This window comes from Streptomyces sp. NPDC001292 (assembly GCF_042896465.1).
Taxonomy (GTDB): domain Bacteria; phylum Actinomycetota; class Actinomycetes; order Streptomycetales; family Streptomycetaceae; genus Streptomyces.
In genome coordinates, this window is record NZ_JBIAXG010000036.1 from 64,557 (window position 1) to 87,309 (window position 22,753).

Annotated in this window: 18 protein-coding genes and 1 pseudogene; 8 read left to right on the top strand and 11 right to left on the bottom strand. The window is 72.3% G+C overall.

The genetic code is table 11. The annotated features are described in order from the left end of the window. Positions 1 to 617 precede the first annotated feature (617 nt). A complete protein-coding gene (locus ACFY4A_RS30860; protein ID WP_390832613.1) occupies positions 618 to 929 on the bottom strand; it encodes a chorismate mutase in 312 nt (103 codons plus the stop codon). A gap of 362 nt (positions 930 to 1,291) precedes the next feature. Between ACFY4A_RS30860 and guaA the strand changes: the two genes are divergently transcribed. Then, positions 1,292 to 2,872, top strand: a complete 1,581-nt coding sequence (guaA, locus tag ACFY4A_RS30865; protein ID WP_390832614.1) for a glutamine-hydrolyzing GMP synthase — start codon at positions 1,292 to 1,294, stop codon at positions 2,870 to 2,872. A gap of 12 nt (positions 2,873 to 2,884) precedes the next feature. Here the strand turns inward: guaA and ACFY4A_RS30870 are convergent, their stop codons facing one another. Continuing rightward, positions 2,885 to 3,358 carry a pyridoxamine 5'-phosphate oxidase family protein gene (locus tag ACFY4A_RS30870; protein WP_390832615.1) on the bottom strand — a complete coding sequence of 158 codons (474 nt, stop codon included), beginning with the start codon at positions 3,356 to 3,358 and terminating at the stop codon, positions 2,885 to 2,887. Positions 3,359 to 3,761: 403 nt separating this feature from the next. On the opposite strand from ACFY4A_RS30870, the gene ACFY4A_RS30875 reads away from it, so the two are divergent. Continuing rightward, positions 3,762 to 5,033, top strand: a complete 1,272-nt coding sequence (locus ACFY4A_RS30875; RefSeq protein WP_390832616.1) for a hypothetical protein — start codon at positions 3,762 to 3,764, stop codon at positions 5,031 to 5,033. Positions 5,034 to 5,236: 203 nt separating this feature from the next. Further along, the gene (locus ACFY4A_RS30880; protein ID WP_390832617.1) at positions 5,237 to 5,767 is read left to right on the top strand and encodes a TQO small subunit DoxD; all 531 of its coding nucleotides are present in this window, start codon (positions 5,237 to 5,239) and stop codon (positions 5,765 to 5,767) included. A gap of 1 nt (position 5,768) precedes the next feature. Here ACFY4A_RS30880 and ACFY4A_RS30885 read toward each other — a convergent pair whose 3' ends face one another. Together ACFY4A_RS30885 and ACFY4A_RS30890 are read right to left on the bottom strand one after the other, a co-directional pair. Further along, the gene (locus tag ACFY4A_RS30885) at positions 5,769 to 6,008 is read right to left on the bottom strand and encodes a hypothetical protein (protein ID WP_390832618.1); all 240 of its coding nucleotides are present in this window, start codon (positions 6,006 to 6,008) and stop codon (positions 5,769 to 5,771) included. Then, a complete protein-coding gene (locus tag ACFY4A_RS30890) occupies positions 5,995 to 7,575 on the bottom strand; it encodes a PspC domain-containing protein (RefSeq protein WP_390832619.1) in 1,581 nt (526 codons plus the stop codon). The genes ACFY4A_RS30885 and ACFY4A_RS30890 overlap by 14 nt, the downstream gene beginning before the upstream one ends. A 211-nt stretch (positions 7,576 to 7,786) precedes the next feature. On the opposite strand from ACFY4A_RS30890, the gene ACFY4A_RS30895 reads away from it, so the two are divergent. Then, positions 7,787 to 9,076, top strand: a complete 1,290-nt coding sequence (locus ACFY4A_RS30895) for a PspC domain-containing protein (RefSeq protein WP_390832620.1) — start codon at positions 7,787 to 7,789, stop codon at positions 9,074 to 9,076. Continuing rightward, the gene (locus tag ACFY4A_RS30900) at positions 9,076 to 9,795 is read left to right on the top strand and encodes a LuxR C-terminal-related transcriptional regulator (protein ID WP_390832621.1); all 720 of its coding nucleotides are present in this window, start codon (positions 9,076 to 9,078) and stop codon (positions 9,793 to 9,795) included. Before ACFY4A_RS30895 ends, ACFY4A_RS30900 begins: the two co-directional genes overlap by 1 nt. A 98-nt stretch (positions 9,796 to 9,893) precedes the next feature. Here the strand turns inward: ACFY4A_RS30900 and ACFY4A_RS30905 are convergent, their stop codons facing one another. Then, positions 9,894 to 10,967: an NlpC/P60 family protein gene (locus ACFY4A_RS30905; RefSeq protein ID WP_390832622.1), complete on the bottom strand. Its 1,074-nt coding sequence runs from the start codon at positions 10,965 to 10,967 to the stop codon at positions 9,894 to 9,896. Positions 10,968 to 11,450: 483 nt separating this feature from the next. On the opposite strand from ACFY4A_RS30905, the gene ACFY4A_RS30910 reads away from it, so the two are divergent. Continuing rightward, complete coding sequence (locus tag ACFY4A_RS30910; protein ID WP_390832623.1) at positions 11,451 to 11,804, top strand: hypothetical protein; 354 nt, start codon at positions 11,451 to 11,453, stop codon at positions 11,802 to 11,804. Positions 11,805 to 11,807: 3 nt separating this feature from the next. Here ACFY4A_RS30910 and ACFY4A_RS30915 read toward each other — a convergent pair whose 3' ends face one another. Both ACFY4A_RS30915 and ACFY4A_RS30920 read right to left on the bottom strand, forming a co-directional pair. Continuing rightward, entirely contained in the window at positions 11,808 to 12,773 is a 966-nt protein-coding gene (locus tag ACFY4A_RS30915; protein ID WP_390832624.1) for a tellurite resistance/C4-dicarboxylate transporter family protein, read from the bottom strand. Positions 12,774 to 12,874: 101 nt separating this feature from the next. After that, positions 12,875 to 13,120: pseudogene (locus tag ACFY4A_RS30920) on the bottom strand (C40 family peptidase); the annotation flags it as partial. Positions 13,121 to 13,477: 357 nt separating this feature from the next. Here ACFY4A_RS30920 and pcrA point away from each other — a divergent pair. Beyond that, a complete protein-coding gene (pcrA, locus tag ACFY4A_RS30925) occupies positions 13,478 to 15,958 on the top strand; it encodes a DNA helicase PcrA (protein ID WP_390832625.1) in 2,481 nt (826 codons plus the stop codon). Positions 15,959 to 15,964: 6 nt separating this feature from the next. Here the strand turns inward: pcrA and ACFY4A_RS30930 are convergent, their stop codons facing one another. Beyond that, the gene (locus ACFY4A_RS30930) at positions 15,965 to 17,425 is read right to left on the bottom strand and encodes a M23 family metallopeptidase (RefSeq protein WP_390832626.1); all 1,461 of its coding nucleotides are present in this window, start codon (positions 17,423 to 17,425) and stop codon (positions 15,965 to 15,967) included. A 191-nt stretch (positions 17,426 to 17,616) separates the two neighbouring features. Then, positions 17,617 to 18,483 (bottom strand): esterase/lipase family protein, encoded by an 867-nt coding sequence (locus ACFY4A_RS30935; RefSeq protein WP_390832627.1) that lies wholly within the window; start codon positions 18,481 to 18,483, stop codon positions 17,617 to 17,619. Positions 18,484 to 18,974: 491 nt separating this feature from the next. On the opposite strand from ACFY4A_RS30935, the gene ACFY4A_RS30940 reads away from it, so the two are divergent. Next, positions 18,975 to 19,391: a cobalamin B12-binding domain-containing protein gene (locus ACFY4A_RS30940; protein WP_390832629.1), complete on the top strand. Its 417-nt coding sequence runs from the start codon at positions 18,975 to 18,977 to the stop codon at positions 19,389 to 19,391. Between the two features lie 104 nt (positions 19,392 to 19,495). Here the strand turns inward: ACFY4A_RS30940 and ACFY4A_RS30945 are convergent, their stop codons facing one another. Together ACFY4A_RS30945 and ACFY4A_RS30950 are read right to left on the bottom strand one after the other, a co-directional pair. Continuing rightward, positions 19,496 to 21,124 (bottom strand): DUF5691 domain-containing protein, encoded by a 1,629-nt coding sequence (locus tag ACFY4A_RS30945; protein ID WP_390832630.1) that lies wholly within the window; start codon positions 21,122 to 21,124, stop codon positions 19,496 to 19,498. A 245-nt stretch (positions 21,125 to 21,369) separates the two neighbouring features. Further along, positions 21,370 to 22,725, bottom strand: coding sequence for an SWIM zinc finger domain-containing protein (locus ACFY4A_RS30950; RefSeq protein WP_390832631.1), 1,356 nt, complete (start codon positions 22,723 to 22,725; stop codon positions 21,370 to 21,372). Positions 22,726 to 22,753: the final 28 nt, after the last annotated feature.

The following is a 22,753-nucleotide window of genomic DNA, read 5'->3' on the forward strand; positions in this document are numbered from 1 at the left end:
GGGTCCGCGACCGGGAGCGCGCATGCGAAGGGCCCCGCGGCCTCGGGCCGCGGGGCCCTTCGCTCGTCAGCGCCGACGTCAGGGCAGCGCCGGTGCCTGGGGAGCGGCGCCGGGAGATTGAGCCGCCTGCCGCTGTCGTGTGCCCTCCGCGCGTCATGATGCGTCGTCGTGTGCCCCGGCGCACGGGGAGCGCGCACCTGGTCTCGACCTCTGGCGGTCGGGTGGCGCACCACGGCGCCGTCGTCCGCGCGAGAGTTCGGAGCCGGGGGCTTGTGCGCATCGTGCTGGACGAACCTGACGTCCGCAACCCATTGATCCGGCCTTGTGCTTCTTCTGTTCCGCCGGCCGGCCCCGGGCGTCCCCGGAGCCGGCCGTTTATCTGGGTGACCGGGCTGCTGTCCCCTGCCGTCCGGTCACTTCCCTGGAGCGAGGTCCCACGACGCACGACTTGATCCGCACGCCTCATCGCTCCGGAGATCCACGCGTGGTTCTTTCGGGCCCGCCCCTGGCTGGCGCGGACACCGGGACAACGAGGCGGCCCGCGGGGCGGTCACGCGCCGTACGGGTGAGAGTGGCGGGACGGCGGGGGCAGCGGCCGGGGGGACGGCGGTGAGGGTTCAGATCCTGCCCCGGCACAGCTCCAGCAAGGTCATCGCCAGGGTCGTGCCCGGCTTGCCCAGGGCGTCCCTGTAGTGGCCCAGGATCTCCATCTCGCGGGAGAGGTTCACGCGCCGGCCTCCGGAGGCGATGCGGGTCTCCTGGATCACGGCGGAGACGGCCATCCGTTCCTGGATCAGGCCGATGATCCGGTCGTCGAGGGCGTCGACGCGTTCCCGGGCGCCGTTGATCACGTTCGCGGCCTCGTCGGTGCGGGCGCCGCTCGCGGCGGTGGCTGCTGGGGTCTGGGTCTGCGCTGCGGTGGCGGTCATGGCGGGGGCTCCTCGCTGGTGGGTGCGGTGCCCGGACGACAAGGACCGCAACGCCAGGCGCCCCGGACCTTGTCGGCCCGGGGCGCCTGGGAAGTCGCTTGTCAGTTGCTCAAGCAGCACGACCATGGCAGCCGGTGGGCCGGTTGCCATAGGTAAAGAGGAAGGTCGTCTGCGTGAGCATGAGGTCAGTATGCCCCGCCTCTGCCCGACCTCCAACACGGTTCACATGATGAGACGGGCGGAGGACGGGCCCCGGCGCGGGGCTGCGGGGCGGCAGTCGCCGGACGGCGGGGGGAGGCGCCCGCGACCACCTCGGTAGAATCGACAAGCACAAGGACCCCCCGACCGCCGGAAGGCACCCCGTGTCATCAGCGACCCCCGCTGCCGCCGCCCCCGACACCGTCCTGGTTGTCGACTTCGGCGCGCAGTACGCCCAGCTCATCGCCCGTCGCGTCCGCGAGGCGCGGGTCTACAGCGAGATCGTGCCGAGCTCCATGCCGGTTCAGGAGATGCTCGCCAAGAACCCGGCGGCGATCATCCTCTCCGGCGGCCCCTCCTCGGTGTACGAAGAGGGCGCCCCGCGCCTCGACCGCGAGATCTTCGAGTCCGGCGTCCCCGTCTTCGGCATGTGCTACGGCTTCCAGCTGATGGCGCGGGCCCTCGGCGGCACCGTGGACAACACCGGAGCCCGCGAGTACGGCCGCACCGGACTGACCGTCTCCAAGCCCTCCTCCACCCTCTTCGAGGGCACCCCGGCCGAGCAGGACGTGTGGATGTCGCACGGCGACGCCTGCTCCGCCGCCCCCGAGGGCTTCTCGGTCACGGCCTCCACGGACGTCGTCCCGGTCGCCGCGTTCGAGAACGACGAGAAGAAGCTCTACGGCGTCCAGTACCACCCGGAGGTCATGCACTCCACGCACGGCCAGCAGGTCCTGGAGCACTTCCTCTACCGCGGTGCGGGCCTCAAGCCGAACTGGACCACCGGCAACGTGATCGACGAGCAGGTCGCCGCCATCCGTGAGCTGGTCGGCGACAAGCGGGCGATCTGCGGGCTGTCCGGGGGCGTGGACTCCGCGGTCGCCGCCGCACTCGTGCAGAAGGCCATCGGCTCCCAGCTGACCTGTGTCTACGTCGACCACGGCCTGATGCGCAAGGGCGAGACCGAGCAGGTCGAGAAGGACTTCGTGGCCGCGACGGGCGTGCAGCTGAAGGTCGTGGACGCCGAGGAGCGCTTCCTCACCGCCCTCAAGGGGGTCAACGACCCCGAGGAGAAGCGGAAGATCATCGGCCGCGAGTTCATCCGCGTCTTCGAGCAGGCCCAGGCGGAGATCATCGCGGACGAGGGCCCGGCGGTGGAGTTCCTCGTCCAGGGCACGCTCTACCCGGACGTCGTCGAGTCCGGCGGCGGCACCGGCACCGCGAACATCAAGTCGCACCACAACGTCGGCGGCCTGCCCGAGGACCTCGAGTTCAAGCTGATCGAGCCGCTGCGCAAGCTGTTCAAGGACGAGGTCCGCATGGTCGGCCAGGAGCTCGGCCTGCCGGACGAGATCGTCCAGCGCCAGCCCTTCCCGGGCCCCGGCCTCGGCATCCGGATCGTCGGCGAGGTCACCAAGGAGCGCCTGGACCTGCTGCGCGAGGCCGACGCCATCGCTCGCGAGGAGCTGACGGCGGCCGGCCTGGACCGTGACATCTGGCAGTGCCCGGTGGTCCTGCTCGCGGACGTGCGCAGCGTCGGCGTCCAGGGCGACGGCCGCACCTACGGCCACCCGATCGTGCTGCGCCCCGTCTCCAGCGAGGACGCCATGACCGCCGACTGGTCGCGGCTTCCCTACGACGTGCTGTCGAAGATCTCGACCCGCATCACCAACGAGGTCCGGGACGTCAACCGCGTGGTCCTCGACGTGACGTCGAAGCCGCCGGGGACCATCGAGTGGGAGTGAGCCCGCTCCGGTCTACGTCCGCCTGAGAGTCCGCACCGGCTCTCCGGGCTTCCAGACCTGGGCGACCAGATAAGTGTCGTCCTCGACGCAGGTCCGTACGACCTCCGTCAACTCGGTGCGGAAGAGGTGGAACGGCTGCGGCGGTTCCACCTCTTTCACGTACGCGCCCTTCACCTCGGGGTCCTCCACCTCGAGCGCCCGGCCGGCGATCCGTGCGTCACCGCCGGCCATCCCGGTGTCCGGCCCCGGGTTCGCCTGAAGCGCGAACCTCGGATCCCGGCGCAGATCGAGCGCCTTGAGCGAGCCCGGCATCATGCCGAGCCACAGCTCGCCGTTCAGGAAGCGCACCTCCAGTCCCGTGGTGCGCGGGGAACCGTCCCTGCGCAGGGTCACCAGGACGTGGTGCGGGAACGCCCTGAACCGCTGCTCGACGGTCGTGGCCAGGTCGGGTTCCGTCGCGGCGAAGGCCGCCCAGTTCGTCGTCATGCCGCCGAGTGTGGCGGCGATACCCGACAACCTCTGTCGGGATTGGGCGGCGGAGCCGGTGCGCGGCGGGGATCGTCACCTCGCGGCGCTCGTGTCCCGGCCCGTTCGGCGGTAGCTTCCGGCCCGTACGTCGTCGATCCAGCGACGGAGGTCCCATGCAAGCCTGTGGCAGGAGATCAGCCGCAGCGAACCCGACCTGCTGAGCTGAGCCCCTTCGGCGCGCTGGACAACCCGCCCCTACGGAGACGCGCTCCGGCCGGGTCAACACCGCGTTCCCGGCTTCACCCGCGCTGACCGGACCTGGCCAGCGCGGGCGGGGTGGCGTAGGGCACAATTCGCTTTCTGCGTAGGGGTGTTGTCCCCGCGGCTGGGCCGCGGGATCCGGGGAAGGCGGGCGTCGGGCGTGGCGGTGCAGGAGGCGAGAGGCGGCGTGGGTGCCCACGGGGGCGGCTGCACCTGCGGGGACTGCCCGCACGGGGCGCGTGCGGGACACCGGCAGGCCGTTGCCGCGTTCCTTCTCAAGCGGGACGAGTTCGCCGCGGGCCAGGGGCTGCCGACGGCCGTGGCGCACTCGGCGTCGGCCTCCCGGCAGTGGATCTCGGAGGAGCTGACGCAGTCCGCGCAACTCGTCGCCGAGCGGGGGCGGGCCGAGGGTGAGGCCTGGCTGGCACGGCTGTGGCGCTGGACGGCGTACACGGTGTGGGCGGGGGTCGTACTGCTGCTTCTGGTGCAGGCGCTGACGGCGGTCGGCGCGGGCTGGAGCACCGCCCGGACGGCGGGACTGCTGGCGGCCGTCCTGGTGGCCGGGGCGCTGACGGCCGCCTCCTGGCTGCACCGGGGGCGCGGCGGGGCACTCGCTCCGGTCATCGGCGAGGACAACCGGCTGTCCACCTCGCGCGCGGTGGCCGCCGGGTGGGTGCTGTTCGTGGCGTACGCGGTGCTGGTGCTGGCGGGCCGGCTCGCCGCGGCCTCGGACCACACCGAACGCGACGCGGTGATCTCCGGGCTGGACCTGGCCCGAGGCGCCGGTGTGGTCACCGTGCTCGCCGTGGTGTGCGGGATCGCGGTCCTCGTGCGGCGGGTGGTCGGACTGCGGGTGCTGGGGCAGCGGCTGCAGAAGGTGCGCGCGGACCGGCCGCGGGCGGCCGACCTGCTGACCGACGACGCGGGAAGGGGCACCTTCACCGACATCCAGTACGTGGTGATCAGCACCGTCGCGCTGGTCTTCGCGGCGGTGCGGCTGGCCCGCCGCCCCGACCAACTGCCCGATCTGCCGTGGGGGCTGGCGGTGGTGGTGCTGGTGTCGGCGGCGACCTACCTGGCGGGCAAGTACGCGGACGGCGGTCGGCCGGTCGTCCTGTCGGTGGTCCGGGCTCGGGAGGCCGGGGACCTGGACGCGCCGATCCGGACCGGCGACGACATCGAGATCCGGGGCGCCGGGTTCGTCCCGCCGGGTGCGCAGGGAGCCGACCGGTTGGCCCGCATGAGGGTCCGCATCGGCGCGGTCAACGTGCACGTGCCCCTGGTCCCGGTCACGGGCGGCTTCAGCAATCCCACGGACACGGCACTGACCGTGCCCGTCCCGGCGGACGTGGAGCCGGGCCGGGTCGAGGTGCAGGTGGTGACGGCGGCGGGCGTGGAGACGAACCGGTACACGATCGACGTGACGGAATGACGGAATGACGGCGGACGACACGTCCGGCGGATCGGGTGCGGGTGGCTTCTGAGGACCGTCAGCATCCCGATGCCTCCGGACGCATGAGCCGAAGTCACGCGGAAGCCGCAAAAACTTCCCCGCGGGGTTGAGCGGGCCCCGTACCGCATACGTATGGTCAATCGAGGGGCACATACGACGGCGGTGAGAGGCGGCTTGCAGTGATGACGCACGTTCGTACGGACACCCAGACCACCATGAATGCCGACCTGGGCCGGACCTGGCGGGACACAGCAGCCCGCTACGCCCTCCTGCCCCTGCGCCTCTTCCTGGGCGTCACCTTCATCTACGCCGGCCTCGACAAACTCACCTCCAGCGGCTTCATGCAGAACACCGGTCCCGGGTCGATCGGCGAGACGATGCGCGCGGTCCGCGACTCCTCCGCCATCCCGGCCCTGGTCGACCTGGCCCTGAAGAACCCGGTCGGCTTCGGCTACGGCATCGCCTTCGGCGAACTGGCCGTCGGCCTCGGCACCCTCATCGGTCTGCTGGGCCGCCTGGCCGCACTTGGCGGCGCGCTGATCTCCCTCAGCCTGTGGCTCACCGTCAGCTGGGCCACCACCCCCTACTACTACGGCAACGACCTCGCCTATCTGATGGCCTGGCTGCCCCTCGTCCTCGCCGGCGCCTCGGTGCTCTCCGTCGACACCGCGCTGCGGGTACGGCGACGGCGACGGGCGGGGGAGTACCGATAGCTCAGGCCGTTCCTCCCGTTCCCGCCCCGCCGAGGGCCGCGCGGGCCTCCCCGCGCCTGCGCACGGCCTTGTTCACCACCGACGCCGCGCCTCCCAGGCACAGGCCGCCGACGACCATCGGGACCACCAGGAACCATGGGGCGTGCCAGGCGTCGGCCGCGTCTCCCGCGTAGACCACGCCCGCGCCGGCGAGGAAGACACCGGACACCAGCTTCCCCGGCTGGAACTCATGGCGCAGCACGGCTCACCTCCGCCTGTCCCATGCCGACCTGGAGCTTGATGTCCAGGGTCCCGGCGTCCTTGCCGCCCGCGGTCGCGGGCAGCGTGACCTGCCGGCGCCGGCCCGGCGCCACGTCCACGTCCTGTGAGGCGTCGCCCGGCAGCCGGATGTCGCCGATCCCCACCTCGATGTTCGCCCGCACGGTCACGCCCGCCGGCACGATCACTCGCAACCGGCCCACGCCCACCTGCGCCTTCGTCGTCACCGTCGCTCCCTTGCCGAGGCGTATCCGGGTCAGGTCCAAGGTGCCCTCCCCGGTGCCGAGGTGGTACTCGGACCGGACGCCCGCCGTCGCCGCGGGCTGCCAGGTGCGCTGCCCCCACTGCGTGGTGATGTCCTTCGGAAGCGCCGTCGAAGCGGCGAGCAGGGCCGCGGTGATCAGTGCCAGCAGTATCGAACCGAAGCCCGTCCGGCCCAGGAACGCGCTCACCGCTATGCCCAGGCCGAAGACCGCGAGCGCGCAGGCCAGACCGGCCTGGAGGCTGGTGCCCAGGGCGCCGGCGTCCCAGGTCAGGCGGGTGCCGAGGGCGCCGGCGAGCAGGGCCAGCAGGAAGACCCAGCCGCCGATCCCGCGCGGGCCGCGCGGGCAGGGCGGCTCGGTGCGCACGGGACGTGTGTACTCGCCGCCGTGTGCGCCGAGGCCGATGTTGACGGCCGCGGTGACGTCCCGGCCCCGCGAGTCCTTGGGACCCCACAGATAGCCCGTGCCGCCGACGTGGCTGCCGTCCTTGACGATCGGGTCGCGCCACCAGGAGGGGTAGATCGCGGGCACCGGCGGAGCCTGGGCCTCCGGCGGGGCGTCGGCGGCGGCCTGGACGGCGAGCGGGTCGGGACTGGGGGCGCCGCGGTGCCGCGACCAGTACCCGGCGCCCGCGAGGAGCAGGGACAGGACGACGCCGAAGGACAGCACGCTGCCGTTGCCCAGCATGGACAGGAAGACCCCGCAGCCGACCAGCGCGAACAGCACGGCCGCGAGCGCCGGTCCGTCCACCCGGCCGGTGAGGAGCTTGCGCACCTCGTTCTCGTCCTCGTCGTCGTACGGCACGAAGAGCCAGGCGAAGCCGTAGAAGATGAGGCCTATGCCGCCGGTCGCGGCCAGCACGGCCAGCGTGATCCGGAAGATCACCGGATCCATGTCGCACTGCCGCCCCAGACCGGCGCAGACGCCGCCGATCATCCTGTGCGTCCGGTCCCGCCGGAACCTCGGCACACCGTCGGTGCCGCCCGATCCGGTAGCGGCCTCGGCGCGCGCTCCGGCAGCGGTGCCGGCTCCCGCCGTCCCGGTCTCCGGGCCCGCGGCCGGGTCCCGGTGTTCGGCCGCCCCCGTCGTGCCCGCCACGCTCTCCCCTCCCATTCCGTCGGCCGAGTCCGGCCGTTCGTCCGCGTGCGGCGCGCCCGGCTGCCCGGGTGCCCGCGGCTGCTCACCCGCATCCGCGCCGGGCACGGCGTCCTCCGGCCCGGTGCCCGGGGACGGGCCCGGGCCGGAGCCGGGCTCCGGACCCCTCGCGGCGTGCTGGTGATTCGTCATGCGTCCATGGTGACGGGCGTGCGGTCGTGGCGGGAGCCGGGACGACCCTGGGCGAACCCTGATTCGCCCCTGAGCCGTGGCCGGGGATGCGTTCGACCGGCCCACCTGGCCGCGCCCCGGGGCCTTTTGGAAGAGCGGGTTCGAAGATCAGGGGAGTCTAGGGGGCGGACCCTGATGTCCCCGCACCGCCGGGCGTGTGACCATCAGTGGCATGCCGGAAGCCGCAGCAGTGCCCCTCGACGACCCGCGGCCGCCGCGCAAGCTCTACCGCAGCAGCGACGGACGCTGGCTCGGCGGAGTGGCGCGGGGCCTCGCCGGGCACCTCGGGCTGCCCGTGATCTGGGTGCGGCTGGTCTTCGTCGGCCTGTTCATGGCCGACGGGCTCGGCGCGCTGGTGTACGCGGCCTTCTGGTTCTTCGTGCCCCTCGGCGTCGGCGGCGTCGGCGACCAGAAGCCGCCGTCCCTCGTCACCACCGAGACCTCGCCGGACGGCCGCCGCAGAATCGTCGCCCGCAAGCCGGACAAGGGCCAGATCGTCGCCCTGCTCCTCATGGTCGTCGTGGCGATGGTCTTCGTCGGCAGCGTCAATCCGGGCAACGGCGCGAAGGCCTATCTCCTGCCGGCCGTCCTCGTCGCCGCGGGCGTCGCCCTGGTCTGGCGCCAGGCGGACAACGCCCGCCGGGCCCGCTGGGTCGAGGTCGGCCGCCGCCGCCGTACGCTCACCCTGCTGCGCGCCGGCGCGGGCGTCCTGCTGGTCACGGCCGGCGTCTCCGCCATCTTCGTGATGCAGGGGTCCGCCGCCCACCTCGGCTCGGTCCTCCAGGCGGCCCTCGCCGTCCTGGTCGGCATAACCCTGCTCGCCGGCCCCTACCTCGTGCGCATGACCCAGGACCTCTCCGAGGAGCGTCTGATGCGCATCCGTGCCCAGGAGCGGGCCGAGGTCGCCGCCCACGTCCACGACTCGGTGCTGCACACCCTGACCCTGATACAGCGCAACGCGGAGAACGCGGGCGAGGTGCGCCGCCTCGCCCGTGCCCAGGAGCGCGACCTGCGCGCCTGGCTCTACAAGCCGGAGGGCAACGGCAAGGACGAGGCCGACGAACCGGCCACCCTCGCCGAGGCGGTCAAGCACAACGCCGCCGAGGTCGAGGACAAGCACGGCGTCCCCATAGAGGTGGTCGTGGTCGGCGACTGCCCGCTCGACGACCGGATCGGCGCCCAGATGCAGGCCGCGCGGGAAGCCATGGTGAACGCCGCCAAGTACGGTGGCGAGGGCGGCGCCGTCCAGGTCTACGCCGAGGTCGAGGGCAGGACGGTCTTCGTGTCCGTCCGGGACCGCGGGCCCGGCTTCGACCTCGACGCGATACCCGCCGACCGGATGGGCGTCAGAGAATCGATCATCGGCCGTATGGAGCGCAACGGGGGGACGGCCCGGCTGCGGGCCGTGCCGGACGGCGGCACGGAGGTCGAGCTGGAGATGGAGAGGGCGGAGAACACGTGATGAGCGACCCGACCGAGGCGAACGGTACGGCGGGAGCGGAGACGACGGCGGCGGGCGGGCGGCACGTGCGCGTGGTCCTCGTCGACGACCACCGCATGTTCCGCACCGGGGTCCAGGCCGAGATCGGCCGGACCGAGCAGACGGGCGTGGAGGTCGTCGGCGAGGCCGCGGACGTCGACCAGGCGGTCACGGTCATCACCGCGACCCGGCCCGAGGTGGTCCTGCTCGACGTCCACCTGCCCGGCGGCGGCGGAGTGGAGGTGCTGCGGCGCTGCGCCGCGCTGACCGCGGACACCGAGCGGCCCGTCCGCTTCCTCGCGCTGTCCGTGTCGGACGCGGCGGAGGACGTGATCGGTGTGATCCGCGGCGGAGCGCGCGGCTATGTGACGAAGACGATCACGGGCACCGACCTCGTCGACTCGATCTTCCGGGTCCAGGAGGGCGACGCCGTCTTCTCCCCGCGCCTGGCCGGCTTCGTCCTCGACGCCTTCGCCTCCACGGACGCCCCGCCGGTCGACGAGGACCTCGACCGTCTCACCCAGCGCGAGCGTGAGGTGCTGCGCCTCATCGCCCGTGGCTACGCGTACAAGGAGATCGCCAAGCAGCTCTTCATCTCCGTCAAGACGGTGGAGTCCCACGTCTCGGCGGTGCTGAGGAAGCTCCAGCTCTCCAATCGGCACGAGCTGACCCGCTGGGCGACGGCACGCCGGCTGGTGTGACCTCCCGGTGGGCACGTCTCCGCGATCAGCTTTCAGCGACGGCACGTCACCGCGCGGACGGCGCCGACCGCGAGTGCGCATCCCGGCCCGGTTGCCCCTCACGCCACCCGTGTCGCCCCCGCGAAGGGCATCTGATCGATCGGGGCCAGGCGAACCGGGGCCGAGGGGTTCGGGGCGTGGATCATCTGGCCGTTGCCGACGTAGAGGCCGACGTGGCTGATGCCGGAGTAGAAGAACACCAGGTCGCCGGGGCGCAGTGCGGAGCGTGGAACACGGCGGCCCGCGTTGATCTGGGCGTAGCTGGTGCGGGGCAGCGAGACCCCGGCGGAGCGGTAGGCAGCCTGGATCAGGCCCGAGCAGTCGAAGGCGTTGGGCCCGGTCGCACCCCACACATAGGGGCTGCCGAGCTTCCGGTAGGCGTAGGCGACGGCCGCCGCAGCCCGGGAACCGGGTGCGGTGACCGAGGCCGGGTCACCGAGTGGGTCCCGGGCGCCGGTGCCGTGGCGGGTCGCGTGCCCGGTGTCCCCGCCCGTGCCGATCGCCGCGCGCTGCTGCGGGGACAGTCCGGCCAGCAGCCTCCGGGCCTCGTCGAGTTTGGCGGTGACCGTCTTCTTCTGCCGGCGCAGTTCCGCCTGCCGTGATCGGAACGAGGCCAGCTCGATGCGTGCGACCCCACGCAGCCGGCCGATCTCCCGGAGTTGCCGGCGCACGTCGGACACGGCGGCCGTCTGCCGGCCGCCCGCCCGCTCGGCGAACTCGGCCCCGTCCAGGTACCGCCGGGGGTCGTCGGACAGCATCAGCCGTACCACGGGGTCGATCCCGCCGTCCCGGTACTGCGCCGCGGCGATCGAGCCCAGCGCGTCGCGGGCGGAGTTCAGCTTCTCCTGCCTGCGGGCGGCCTCGTCGCCCAGTGCCTTCAGCCGTTTCTCGGCCGTGTCCGCCTTCTCCTTGGCACCGTCGTACTTCTCGGTGGCGGTCTCCGCCTCCTGGTAGAGCCTGTCCACCGTGGCCTTGATCTGCTCCGGCGCCGGCCGCGGCGCGGCGTGCCCGGTGCCGTCTAAGCCGGTCGCCGTCGCGGCGCCCGCGAGGGCGATCGTGGCGGCCGTACGGACGGTGCTCCCGCCGCGCGAGCGCTGTCGGAGCTTGCGGTGCGCTGCCACGTGGAGCGTCACGTCCCTTCTGCCGGTCGCGGAGACGGGTCCTGGTCCGGCGGTGGCCCGCACAGGGGAGCAGCCCGCCGCCGGACTTCTCGGCGGTGGAGTGGTGTCCGGCTGCCGCCCCAGGCACGGGCGGCGGTGAAGCCGGTCACCTGGGGGAGGAGCTAAGCCGCTCGGTGAGCGCCCGGTGAGGGCATGTACGGAAGTGGCGCCAGGGGATCGCCGGGTGACCGCATGTGACCGCGATTCCGTTCCGGGGAGGCTGCCTTCACGCGCTGTGATGACCGATGCGGGGATTTTCGAGGCATCTGGGCAGGGCGAGGTGCTATGGGTCGCATATATGCGACGACCGACACGCGTCCGTTTGCGTCCACCTGGTCCGGCGTCCTGCGTCCTGTGTGCTGCCCGCGCCCTGGGTCGGCGTGCGCGTGTCGGCGGGCAGCCTCTGGGACGGGCCGGTGGCGGAAGCGGATTGGCCGCTGGTTAGGCTCCGGACTCATGGACGTACTCATCCATCTCTTCGTCGGCCTGCACATCGTCGGTATCGCCGCGCTGCTCGGCGGCTTCCTCACCCAGATGAAGGCGATGGGTCGGGGCACGGCCCGGTTCGTGCCGGCGATGCTGCACGGCGCGTTGACCATGCTGGTCACCGGCGCGGTCCTGGTCGGCCTCAACCAGGCCCAGGGCCACCACGTCGACAACATCAAGATCGGCGTGAAGCTGGCGCTGCTGATCGTGATCCTGGGCCTGGTCTACGTCAAGCGGGACGACGAGAAGGCGGACAAGAGCCTGTTCGGCCTGGTGGGCCTGCTGACCACGGCGAACATCTTCATCGCCGTGCTGTGGACGTGACGGTCAGCGCAGCGCCCTGAGTTCCGCGCGGGCGTCCAGGACCGCGCCCGCGGCGACGGCCAGCCACGCCGCCACCGCGACCCACAGCAGCACCTCCCCGAGCCCCCGCGACGGGACGTCCGCGACGGCCGCGACGGACACGCTCGCCGCCGCCGTCATGCCCAGCGGGAACACGGTCGACCAGCGGCGCACGTCGTAGCGCAGCCGGGGCCGTACCAGTTCGGCGACGACCAGGACGGCGTACCAGCACAGGTCGAGCACGAGGAGCGCCAGGGTCACCGTACGCAGCACACTGCTGTCGTCGTCGTTCCACAGGTACATGCCTCCGCCGCCGACGGCGAACAGCCGCGCGCCGGCGAGTGCCGAGATCGCCAGGGCCCCGCCCGCGATCCAGTGGTCCCCGTGCCCCTCGAGCACTTGCCGCAGGTCGAAGCAGCACAGTGCGAAGACGTACAGCACGAGTCCGATCCAGAACAGCACCAGCGCGGCGTACGCCGGCCAGGCCACCCCCTGTGCCCTGGCCAGGGTGGCGGCGAGCACGGCCAGGCCCTCGGTCGCCACGCAGCTCAGGAACACCGCCCCGGGCATGGGCCGACGGCAGTTGCGGACCACCGGCACCAGCAGCCCCGGCCACAGCACGAAGGCCAGCGCGAGCAGCGCCTCCGCGAGAGTCTGCCACCCCAGCGCCGAGAAACGGGTCCCGAGCACGGTCGTCGCCGCGACGGCGGTGAGGGCGCCCGGCGTCCCCGCCTCCTTGATCCACCGCGACCGGTCGCCCAGCAGCCGTAGGGCGAAGTCCGCCGCCAGCGTCAGCCAGGCGAAGCAGGCCACCGCGAGGATCACGCGGGACAGCAGCTCGTAGCCCGTCAGATGCAGGGCGACCGACACGATGCCGGTGGCCATCACGGCGGCCCCGGCCGCCGGCGGGCGCTGCGCCAACCAGGCGCGGAAGGATGAGGTGCCGGGCATGGCCCGATGCTAAGGAGCTTCGCGCGCCCATGCGCGGGGCACGCGCGCGGGCGCGTACGAAAACCGGCCCCCGAAAGCCGACCGGACGGGACGCGCCGCCCTCAGGCCGGCCACACCACGCGGTGCACCGCCGATGCGCCGTCGTGGTGCACGGACTCCTCGCGGACGCAGCCGCCGGGCCTCGGCGCGTGGATCATCACGCCGTCACCGGCGTAGAGACCGACGTGGTCCGCGTCGCCGAAGAAGGCGAAGAAGACGAGGTCGCCGCGCCGGGCATCGGAGAGCGGCACCGCCGTACCGGCCTGGTCCTGGTCGCGGGCGGCGCGGGGCAGTGTGACGCCTGCCGCCGATGGCCGTCCCGCCAGGTGACCGCCAGGTGGTGTAGCCGATCAACTGCCCGGAATGCGCAGGTCACCGCCGCGTCGATGCGGCTCCGGGTCGCCCGTGGCGCTGACAGCAGATCAGCCGGGCGTGATGCGCCGTCGGGGTCGGGTGGATTGCGTGGGGACCGTGTCGTCCGGCGACGTCCCCGGGTGACGATCAGGTGGTCAGGCGGCACGCTAACCAACTTGTGTGGCTCATGTGAAGGTTGAGGCGAGGTGTGTCCGATACGTTTTCGTGACCTCGGCGTTGACCTCGTCGAACCGGCCATGTTCCCGGGGCGGCCACGGGTTGTCGGTGGGGAGCCCTAGACTCGTAGAGCGATGAGCAGCCTCTTTGACGACAGCTTCCTGGCGGATCTCCAGGCCCCCCACGGGCATGAGGAAGAGCCCCCGCCGCCACCCGAGGACGATCACGCTCCGGAGCCGGTTCCGGACGATCTGTTCGGCGGGAAGTTCGACGTGCCCCCGGACCGGGACGCCTACTACCGCGACGGCGCCCACCGACCGGTCGTCGACCCGGCCGCGCTCCTGGAGGGGCTGAACGACAACCAGCGCGCCGCCGTCGTGCACTCCGGTTCCCCGCTGCTCATCGTGGCCGGCGCCGGCTCGGGCAAGACCCGCGTGCTCACGCACCGGATCGCGTACCTGCTGGCCGAGCGGGGCGTCCACCCCGGCCAGATCCTGGCGATCACCTTCACCAACAAGGCCGCCGGCGAGATGAAGGAGCGCGTCGAGCAGCTCGTCGGACCGCGCGCGAACGCGATGTGGGTGATGACCTTCCACAGCGCGTGCGTGCGCATCCTGCGCCGGGAGAGCAAGAAGCTCGGCTTCACGTCCTCCTTCTCGATCTACGACGCCGCCGACTCCAAGCGCCTGATGGCCCTGGTCTGCCGCGACCTGGACCTCGACCCCAAGCGCTACCCGCCCAAGTCGTTCAGCGCCAAGATCAGCAATCTCAAGAACGAGCTGATCGACGAGGAGGACTTCACCGCCCAGGCCACCGACGGCTTCGAGAAGACCCTCGCCCAGGCCTACGCCCTCTACCAGTCGCGGCTGCGCGAGGCCAACGCCCTCGACTTCGACGACCTGATCATGACGACGGTCAACCTGCTGCGCGCCTTCCCCGACGTCGCCGAGCACTACCGCCGCCGCTTCCGGCACGTCCTGGTCGACGAGTACCAGGACACCAACCACGCGCAGTACGCCCTGGTGCGGGAACTGGTCGGCACCACCGAGCACCCCGAGGACGTACCGCCCGCCGAGGACGACCTGCGACCGGCCGAGCTGTGCGTGGTCGGTGACGCCGACCAGTCGATCTACGCCTTCCGCGGCGCGACCATCCGCAACATCCTCCAGTTCGAGGAGGACTACCCGGACGCGACGACGATCCTGCTGGAGCAGAACTACCGCTCCACGCAGACGATCCTCTCCGCCGCCAACGCGGTCATCGAGCGCAACGAGTCCCGCCGTCCCAAGAACCTGTGGACCAACGCCGGCGCGGGCGCCCGCATCACCGGCTACGTCGCGGACACCGAGCACGACGAGGCGCAGTTCGTAGCCGACGAGATAGACCGGCTCACGGACGCGGGCGAGGCCAAGGCCGGCGACGTCGCCGTCTTCTACCGCACCAACGCCCAGTCCCGTGTCTTCGAAGAGGTCTTCATCCGCGTCGGCCTGCCCTACAAGGTCGTCGGCGGCGTCCGCTTCTACGAGCGCAAGGAGGTGCGGGACGTCCTGGCCTACCTGCGGGTCCTGGCCAACCCCGAGGACTCCGTCCCGCTGCGCCGCATCCTCAACGTGCCCAAGCGGGGCATCGGCGAGCGCGCCGAGGCGATGATCGACGCCCTCGCCCAGCGGGAGAGGATCAGCTTCCCGCAGGCGCTGCGCCGCGTCGACGAGGCGTACGGCATGGCCGCGCGCTCCACCAACGCGGTCAAGCGGTTCAACACGCTGATGGAGGACCTCCGCACGATCGTCGAGTCGGGTGCCGGACCGGCCACGATCCTGGAGGCCGTCCTGGAACGTACCGGCTACCTGGCCGAGTTGCAGGCCTCGACCGACCCGCAGGACGAGACCCGTATCGAGAACCTCCAGGAACTCGCCGCCGTCGCCCTGGAGTTCGAGCAGGAGCGTGGGGAGGGGGAGCCGGTCGCGCTCTCCGACTTCCTGGAGCAGGTCGCCCTGGTCGCCGACTCCGACCAGATCCCGGACGAGGAGGACGGCGACGGCGTCATCACGCTGATGACCCTGCACACCGCCAAGGGCCTGGAGTTCCCGGTGGTCTTCCTGACCGGCATGGAGGACGGCGTCTTCCCGCACATGCGGGCCCTCGGCCAGACCAAGGAGCTGGAGGAGGAGCGGCGCCTGGCCTACGTCGGCATCACACGCGCGCGGGAGCGGCTGTACCTGACCCGCTCGGCGATGCGCAGCGCCTGGGGCCAGCCGTCGTACAACCCGCCCTCCCGGTTCCTGGAGGAGATCCCGCCGGCGCACGTGGACTGGAAGCGGACGGGCGGCTCGGCCTTCGCGCCCTCCGGTCCGGCCTCCTCGGTGGCGGCCTCCCTGTCCTCGTCCCGCTCCCGCTCGTCGGCGTCCGGCGCCTCGGGCTTCGCCACCCGCCGCTCCACGGAGAAGCCGGTGGCGGCCCTCGCCGTCGGAGACAGGGTCACGCACGACCAGTTCGGGCTGGGCACGGTGGTCGCCGTCGCGGGCACCGGCGACAAGGCCCAGGCGACGATCGACTTCGGCGACGGCAAGCCCAAGCGGCTGCTGCTGCGGTACGCGCCGGTGGAGAAGCTGTAGCGGGGGCTACGTCGGGTCGAGGCCGTGGCTGCGCAGCCACGACAGCGGGTCGATGGGGGTCCCGCCCGCGGGCCTGACCTCGAAGTGCAGGTGCGGGCCGGTGGAGTTGCCGGAGTTCCCGGAGTAGGCGATCGGCTCTCCGGCCTTCACCGTCGTACCGGAGGGGATCTGGTAGCTGGAGAGGTGGCAGTACCACGTCTCCGTGCCGTCCATCGCGGTCACGATCATCATGTTGCCGTAGGCGCTGTTCCACTGCGTGCGGACCGTGCCGTCGGTCGCGGCCAGCACCGTCGTCCCGTACGACACGGGGAAGTCGATGCCGGTGTGCACCGACATCCAGTTCACGCCGGCCTGGCCGAAGTAGGCGCTGAGACCCCTCGGGAAGACCGGGACGGCGAACTTGGGGCGCAGCCGCTCTTTGCGGGCCGCCTCCTCCGCCGCCTTCTTCTTCTCGGCCTCCTGCTGTGCCTTGAGGTCGATGCGCTCCTGGTACCGGCTGGCCCGGTCGGCGAAGTCGTTCGCCCCCGCGGACAGGCTCTGCAGCTGGGTGTCCAGCTTGTTGTTGGCGGTGGACGCCTTGACGGGGCGCGCGTCGGGCGTGGCCGTCGCGCTGTCCTTGCCGTCCTCGGTCAGACCGCCCACCGAGGCGGCGGCGATCCCGGCGACCCCCATCACGCAGACCGAGGGCACGGCCACCGTGAGCAGTGCGGAGCGCTTGGCCGGGGGGCGGCGCCGGGAGCGGCCCGCGGCGCGGGAGGCCGCTCGCGGGGCGGGAGCCGGGGCGGGGGTCACCTCTTCCTCGTCGTCGAGCAACGGCGGGGCCGCGTCCGGCTCGACGGTGGCGGCCGGTTCCTCTTCCACCGATCCAGCCGACTCGCCCTGCGGCTGTTGCGGTTCGGGCGCGTCGAAGTTCTCGGCGACCGTGGTGGTGCCGTCACCGTTCCACTGCGTGGCGTCGTACGCGCCGGTGTCGAAGGCCTGCGTGCCCCAGTCCCACTGCTGCGTGGCGTCGGCGGTGGCCGTCTGGTCCGGCTGGAGCCAGGTGTACGCGTCCCACTGGCCGCTGGTGTCGACCGGCGTGGACTGCGGTGGGACGGAGGCCAGTTGCTGCTGGTAGCCCGTGGCCCAGGCGGTGGTGTCGTACGCGCCGGTGTCGTAGGAGGTGTGGTGCTGGGTCGCGTACGGGTCGTAGTTCAGGCTCTGGTGGCCGTTCGTGGACCAGCCGGCGGTGTCGTACGAACCCGTGGTGTGCGTTCCGCCGGCCGTGAGGCCGTCGTAGAGCGGGTCGGCGGTGTAGCTCGCGGTGGCGTACGTTCCGGTGTGGAAACCGGTGGCGCCGTAGTCGCTGTAGGTGGTGAAGTCGCCGTATGCGGCTTCCTGTCCGTCGTACGACGCGTAGGGCGTCGAGGCGGCATCGGAGGCCGGAGCCGGGGCGGCCACGCTCCCCGACGGGTGACGGTCGTTCACCAACTTCTCTTTCGCCTCGACAACAGGGGCTGGCAGAGCAGTGCGGCGACTGTACCCGGCGGTACGAGGGCGCGACAATCTTCCGCAGGTTTCCCCGAGGCGGGAAACGGGCATTCAGCCGTGTTTCGCCGGTCTGTGGAGACGGCTTTAACTTTGTGTTCGAGCTGCGTTCGATGACCAGGGGCCGATCGTCAGGCGACGGTCACTCCGCCGACGCGTTCGGCGGTCGGGTCTCCGGGCCGCGCCGTGTCGAGGACCTGCCGTATCCCGGTGGCCACGGCGGGGTGCAGCGGCAGGGCGAGATGTCCGATTCCGCTCACCTGGATGTTCTCCACCTTCAGGTCGGGGTGCTCGATGCAGGCCGACTCCAGCGGGTCCATCAGGTGGTCGAGGTCGCTCCAGAAGCTGACGAAGTGCGTACTGCAGCCCGGCGCGGGGCGCGACAGCTCCTCGATCAGTTCGGAACCGGGGCGCATCTGCCGCACGATCGGATGGGCGTTGGCCAGCGGCGCGACCCGGGTGCCGGAGTGCGGGGTGCCGAGGGTGACGAGGGTGCGGACCCGCAGGTCGCCGCCGAGCCGCTGCACGTAGTAGCGGGCGATCAGTCCGCCGAGGCTGTGCCCGACGACGTCGATCTGCCTGCTGCCGGTGCGCTCGCAGATCTCCTCTATGTGCCGGCCGAGCAGTTCGGCCGCGGTGCGGATGTCGCAGGTCAGCGGTGAGTAGTTCAGGGACTCCACCCGCTGCCTGCCGTGCTGGGCGAGGCTGCGGCGCAGCAGGACGAACACCGAGCGGTTGTCTATGAACCCGTGCAGCAGCACGACCGGTGGCTTGGCCTCGGTCGGCAGCTGGGCGGTGCCGTCGGGCTCCGGGAGCGCGCCGGAGGCGCCGCGGCGCTCCTGGACGATGCCCGAGGGATAGAGCAGGAGATGTCCCGCGAGGATCGCGAGTTCCAGAGCGGTCGCCTTCAGCAGAGCCAGTGAGAGCCCCGCCAGTCTGCACGGCAGCAGGCACCGGCAGAGCGGGAGGATGGGTTCCGCGACCCTGGTGACCTTCATGGCCGACCTCCTGTCGGCACGCGGGAGGACGGCCCTGTCCCCCGTGTGCCCTCGTGGGCAGTCGCGGCGAGGGCGGTCGGCCGGGCAGGCTTCGCACTGCCGAGCCCCACCGGCCCCGGGTGCCCTCCGTGCCCTCGCCGATACGGCACACCACCGCGGCGCGCGGCCTGTGGCGCGGTGGTACGACGACCTCGTTGCGGCTCCCGTCGTGCGTGCTCCCGCAGTGGTCCGCGCGCCGCGGCGGAGGAGTGCGGCGCTTGGGCCGCGAGGACGGGGAACGGCTCGCGGCCTGCGGGTCCCCCCTGCCCGGAGAACTCGGGGGAGTGTTCCACCATGTGATTTCCCCCTCCCTCTGCACCGTGAAACTGCCGGTTGCGGGATGCTGGCGATAACGTTCGTTCACTTCCCCGGACGGTGTGGTGCGGGGTGTCCGTGCCACATGTGCGGTACTTGTCGGTACGGATGGATGTAGTCGCTTCATGGAGGCAGTGATGGGTGTGGCAGCCGGTCCGATCCGCGTGGTGGTGGCCAAGCCGGGGCTCGACGGCCACGATCGGGGCGCCAAGGTGATCGCGCGGGCCCTGCGCGACGCCGGTATGGAGGTCATCTACACCGGGCTCCATCAGACCCCGGAGCAGATCGTGGACACGGCGATCCAGGAGGACGCCGACGCGATCGGCCTGTCCATCCTCTCGGGCGCGCACAACACGCTGTTCGCCGCGGTGATCGAACTGCTCAGGGAGCGCGACGCGGAGGACATCGTCGTCTTCGGCGGCGGCATCATCCCGGAGGCGGACATCCCGCTCCTCAAGGAGAAGGGCGTCGCGGAGATCTTCACCCCCGGCGCGACCACCCAGTCGATCGTCGACTGGGTCAGGGCGAACGTCCGCCAGCCCGCCGAGGCGTAGGGGCGCCGGCGGTTCCCGCAGGATCTCCCGGCGCCGGCCGGATGCGAGCGGCCCTTCCTGGGGGCGCGGCCCCCAGCGAGACCCGCCTTCACCCGGGGCGGGACTCAGCCGGTCCGCGCCGGGTCCAACTCCTCGGCCATGGCGGAGCGCAGCCGCAAGGTCGTCACCAGCCGCTGGAAAGCCTCCGCCCAGTACCCTCCGGCTCCCGGCGACGCGTCCGCCGCCTCGTCCGGAACCGCCAGCAGTCCGTCCAGACGGCTCGCCTCCGCGGGATCCAGGCACCGCTCGGCAAGTCCCATTACTCCACTGAAACTCCATGGGTAACTCCCTGCGTCCCGCGCGATGTTGAGCGCGTCGACCACCGCCCGCCCGAGCGGTGCCGCCCACGGCACCGCGCACACTCCGAGCAGTTGAAACGCCTCGGGCAGCCCGTGTGCCGCGATGAATCCGGCCACCCAGTCGGCCCGCTCGACGGAGTCCAGGGTGCCGAGCAGCTTGGCGCGCTCGGCCAGGGACACCGCGCCGGGGCCGCCGGCGTCGGGGGCCGCGGGCGGCCCGAGCAGCGCCCGCGCCCACTGTGCGTCCCGCTGCCGCACCGCCGCCCGGCACCAGGCGGCATGCAGTTCGCCCTGCCATCCGTCCGCGACCGGCAGGGCCACGATCTCCCGCGGCGTGCGCCCGCCCAGCCGTCCGGGCCAGGTCCCGAGGGGTGCCGCCTCCACCAACTGGCCCAGCCACCATGATCGTTCGCCCCGCGTGGCCGGAGCCTTGGGGATGATCCCGTCGCGCTCCATGGCCGAGTCGCACTCGTGCGGCGCCTCGACGACGAGCGTCGGTGTCCCGCGCGTGTGGTCGACGGCCACGCAGGAGCCGGCCCGGGCCGCCATCCGCGCGGCGAGCGCCGATTCGGGCAGCGCCGAGAGCAACTCCGCGGCTGTGGCCCGTACATTGCGGCTGCGGTCGGACAGGGCCTGCTCCAGGAACGCCTCGTCGCCCGGGCCGAGACCCGTTCGCAGGGAGTCGAGGAACATCAGCCGGTCCTCGGCCCGCTCGGTGGTCCAGGAGCCGGCGAGCAGTTCGCGCGCGGCCGCGGGCGTGCGCGCGCGTATGGATGCCAGCAGCGCGACCCGCTCCGCGAACAGGCCCTCCTCCCAGAGCTTCCGGACGCGGTCGGTGTCCTCGGAGCCGGTCGGCGTGGCGCCGGTGCCCGGGGCCGCGCGCAGGGCGAACCGCCAGTCCGGGTTCAGCCCCGCCAGCCATAGTGCGCGCGGGCCGCCGAAGGCCAGTGCGGCCGGACGCAGGTCCGTACGGCCCCGCGCGGCGTCCAGCAGAGCGGGCAGCGCCTCCGGGGGCGGGGCGTACCCGTGGGCGTTCGCCGCCGCGAGCCACTGGGGCAAAAGTTCCATCAGGTCCGGTGCCGTGCCCCTGCGGCCGCCCCCCGTACCGGGCCGGTCGGCCAGCAGCATGGAGAGCCTGCGGGCCGCGGCCGCGGGCAGCGGCGGACGCGGATCCTCCGGTGCGGGCTCCGGGCGCCGGGCCGCAGGCGCGGGGCGCAGTCCCGCGCGCCGCCGGACGGTCTGCACGGCCGCCGCGTCGAGGAGCGCCACCGGCGCGGTCCGTCCAGGCGCGTCGGCCGGGGGCGTACGCCGGTTCGTGCCGAGCAGGGCGGTGGTGACCAACTCCTCCCAGGCGCCCGTGGCGGGCGCCTCCGGCGGGGTGGAGGTCCTGATCATGAGCTTCCTTTCCGTAGCCGGCTGCCCGGGAGTGGTTGAAGGGTCGGGTTTCCCGGGGGGTGGAACAAATTCGTGGTGCGGAGGAGGAAACATATTCAGATGGGATAGTCTCTTACATTTTGCGCCTTTTGGGTGAGAGGTTCCCGCTGTGCCGACGGAGGCCCGCGTATCGCGGTGACGTCACTCCTTTGCCGGACATTCCAAGCCCGCTGCCAGGGGCGATGTCACTGATGGTTGATTCAATATCAGCACAGAGTCACCATTTCTCCCTCGTTCCGCGGCCAGGCGGTCAACGGGGTGAACCCCCGGTGGCCGCACTCGCCGAAGACCGTGACCGGCGCACCCCCCGACAGGGCGACCAGCCGCCACAGGCCGGGACGCGTACGGGCCGCGCTGGTGACCGGCAGCGCGGAGTCGGAGGCGGCGTCGGCCAGCTGCCAGGAGTCGCCGTCCGGGACGGGTACGACCTCCCGCAGCGTCACCGGAACCGACTCCAGCCAGGGGTCCTCCCGCAGTGCCGCGCCGTAGCGGGCGACCGCCTGCGCCGTCGTCACACCGGGCGGGCGGATCCGGATGGGCGCCGGGGGCGCGAACCGCTCGCCCAGGGCCGCGCGCAGCTGTCCCGCGCCCGGATAGGAGGACACTTCCGCATCCAGGACCAGGCCCACCGGCAGCGCGAGCTCCGGGGCGCGACCCGCCGCGCCGTAGGAGAGCAGCAGAGCCGTACGGCCGGAGTCGGCGCCGTGCAGCCAGATCCTGCGCGTGGTCAGCTTCGCGTCCGCGGTGTCGTACTGGGCGAGGACGAGCCAGCGGTCCCGCACCGGCGGCCCGTCCGCGGAGACGGGCAGGCCCACACGGGAACGGACCGTCGCCGACACTCCTGCCGGCAGCCGCTCACGGCCCAGCCAGCCCCGGCCCAGCAGGTGCAGCAGCGCGCACTCCTCCAGCAGCCGCACCGGCCAGCCCGCCCCCGACGACGGCACGGCCCCCAACTCCCGCACCCGTCCCGCCAGCCCGGGAGCCTGCGCGTCGACCATGCGGGCCGCCGTCTCCTCCCACAGCCCGTACCCCGCCTGTTCGGCCGCGGCCAGACCGCCGCGCAGCAGGTCGGCCAGGCGCTGCTCCAGCTCCGTCACCCCCGCGGTGATCCGCTCGGCCCGGTGCTCCGCCCTGCGCAGCGCCGCCTGCGGATCAGCGGCACCGGAGGCCGAGCCCGCGGCCTCCTCCGACCGCTTCCGCGCCGTCCGCTCCCTGCGGGCCGCCAGCCACTGCTCGGCCCAGCCGGGCGCCTGCCCGGACGGCACCGCACCGTCGTCGCCCGACCACAACAGCAGCAGGCCGAGCGCGTGCTTGCACGGGAACTTGCGGCTCGGGCAACTGCACTTGTACGCCGGCCCGGCGCCCCCCGCGACGTCGACGACCGTGTGATACGGCCTGCTGCCACTGCCCTTGCACAGTCCCCACACCGCCCCCTCGTCGGAAAACCCCGCCTCGGACCACGGCCCGGCCGCGCCGAGTTTGCTTCCCGCTTTGCGCGACGCGGCGTCAGGCGCCAGTGCCAGCACCTGGTCCGCGCTCCAGCGCACCCCCTGCTGAGTCATGCCATCGAAGGTAGATCCTGCCACTGAC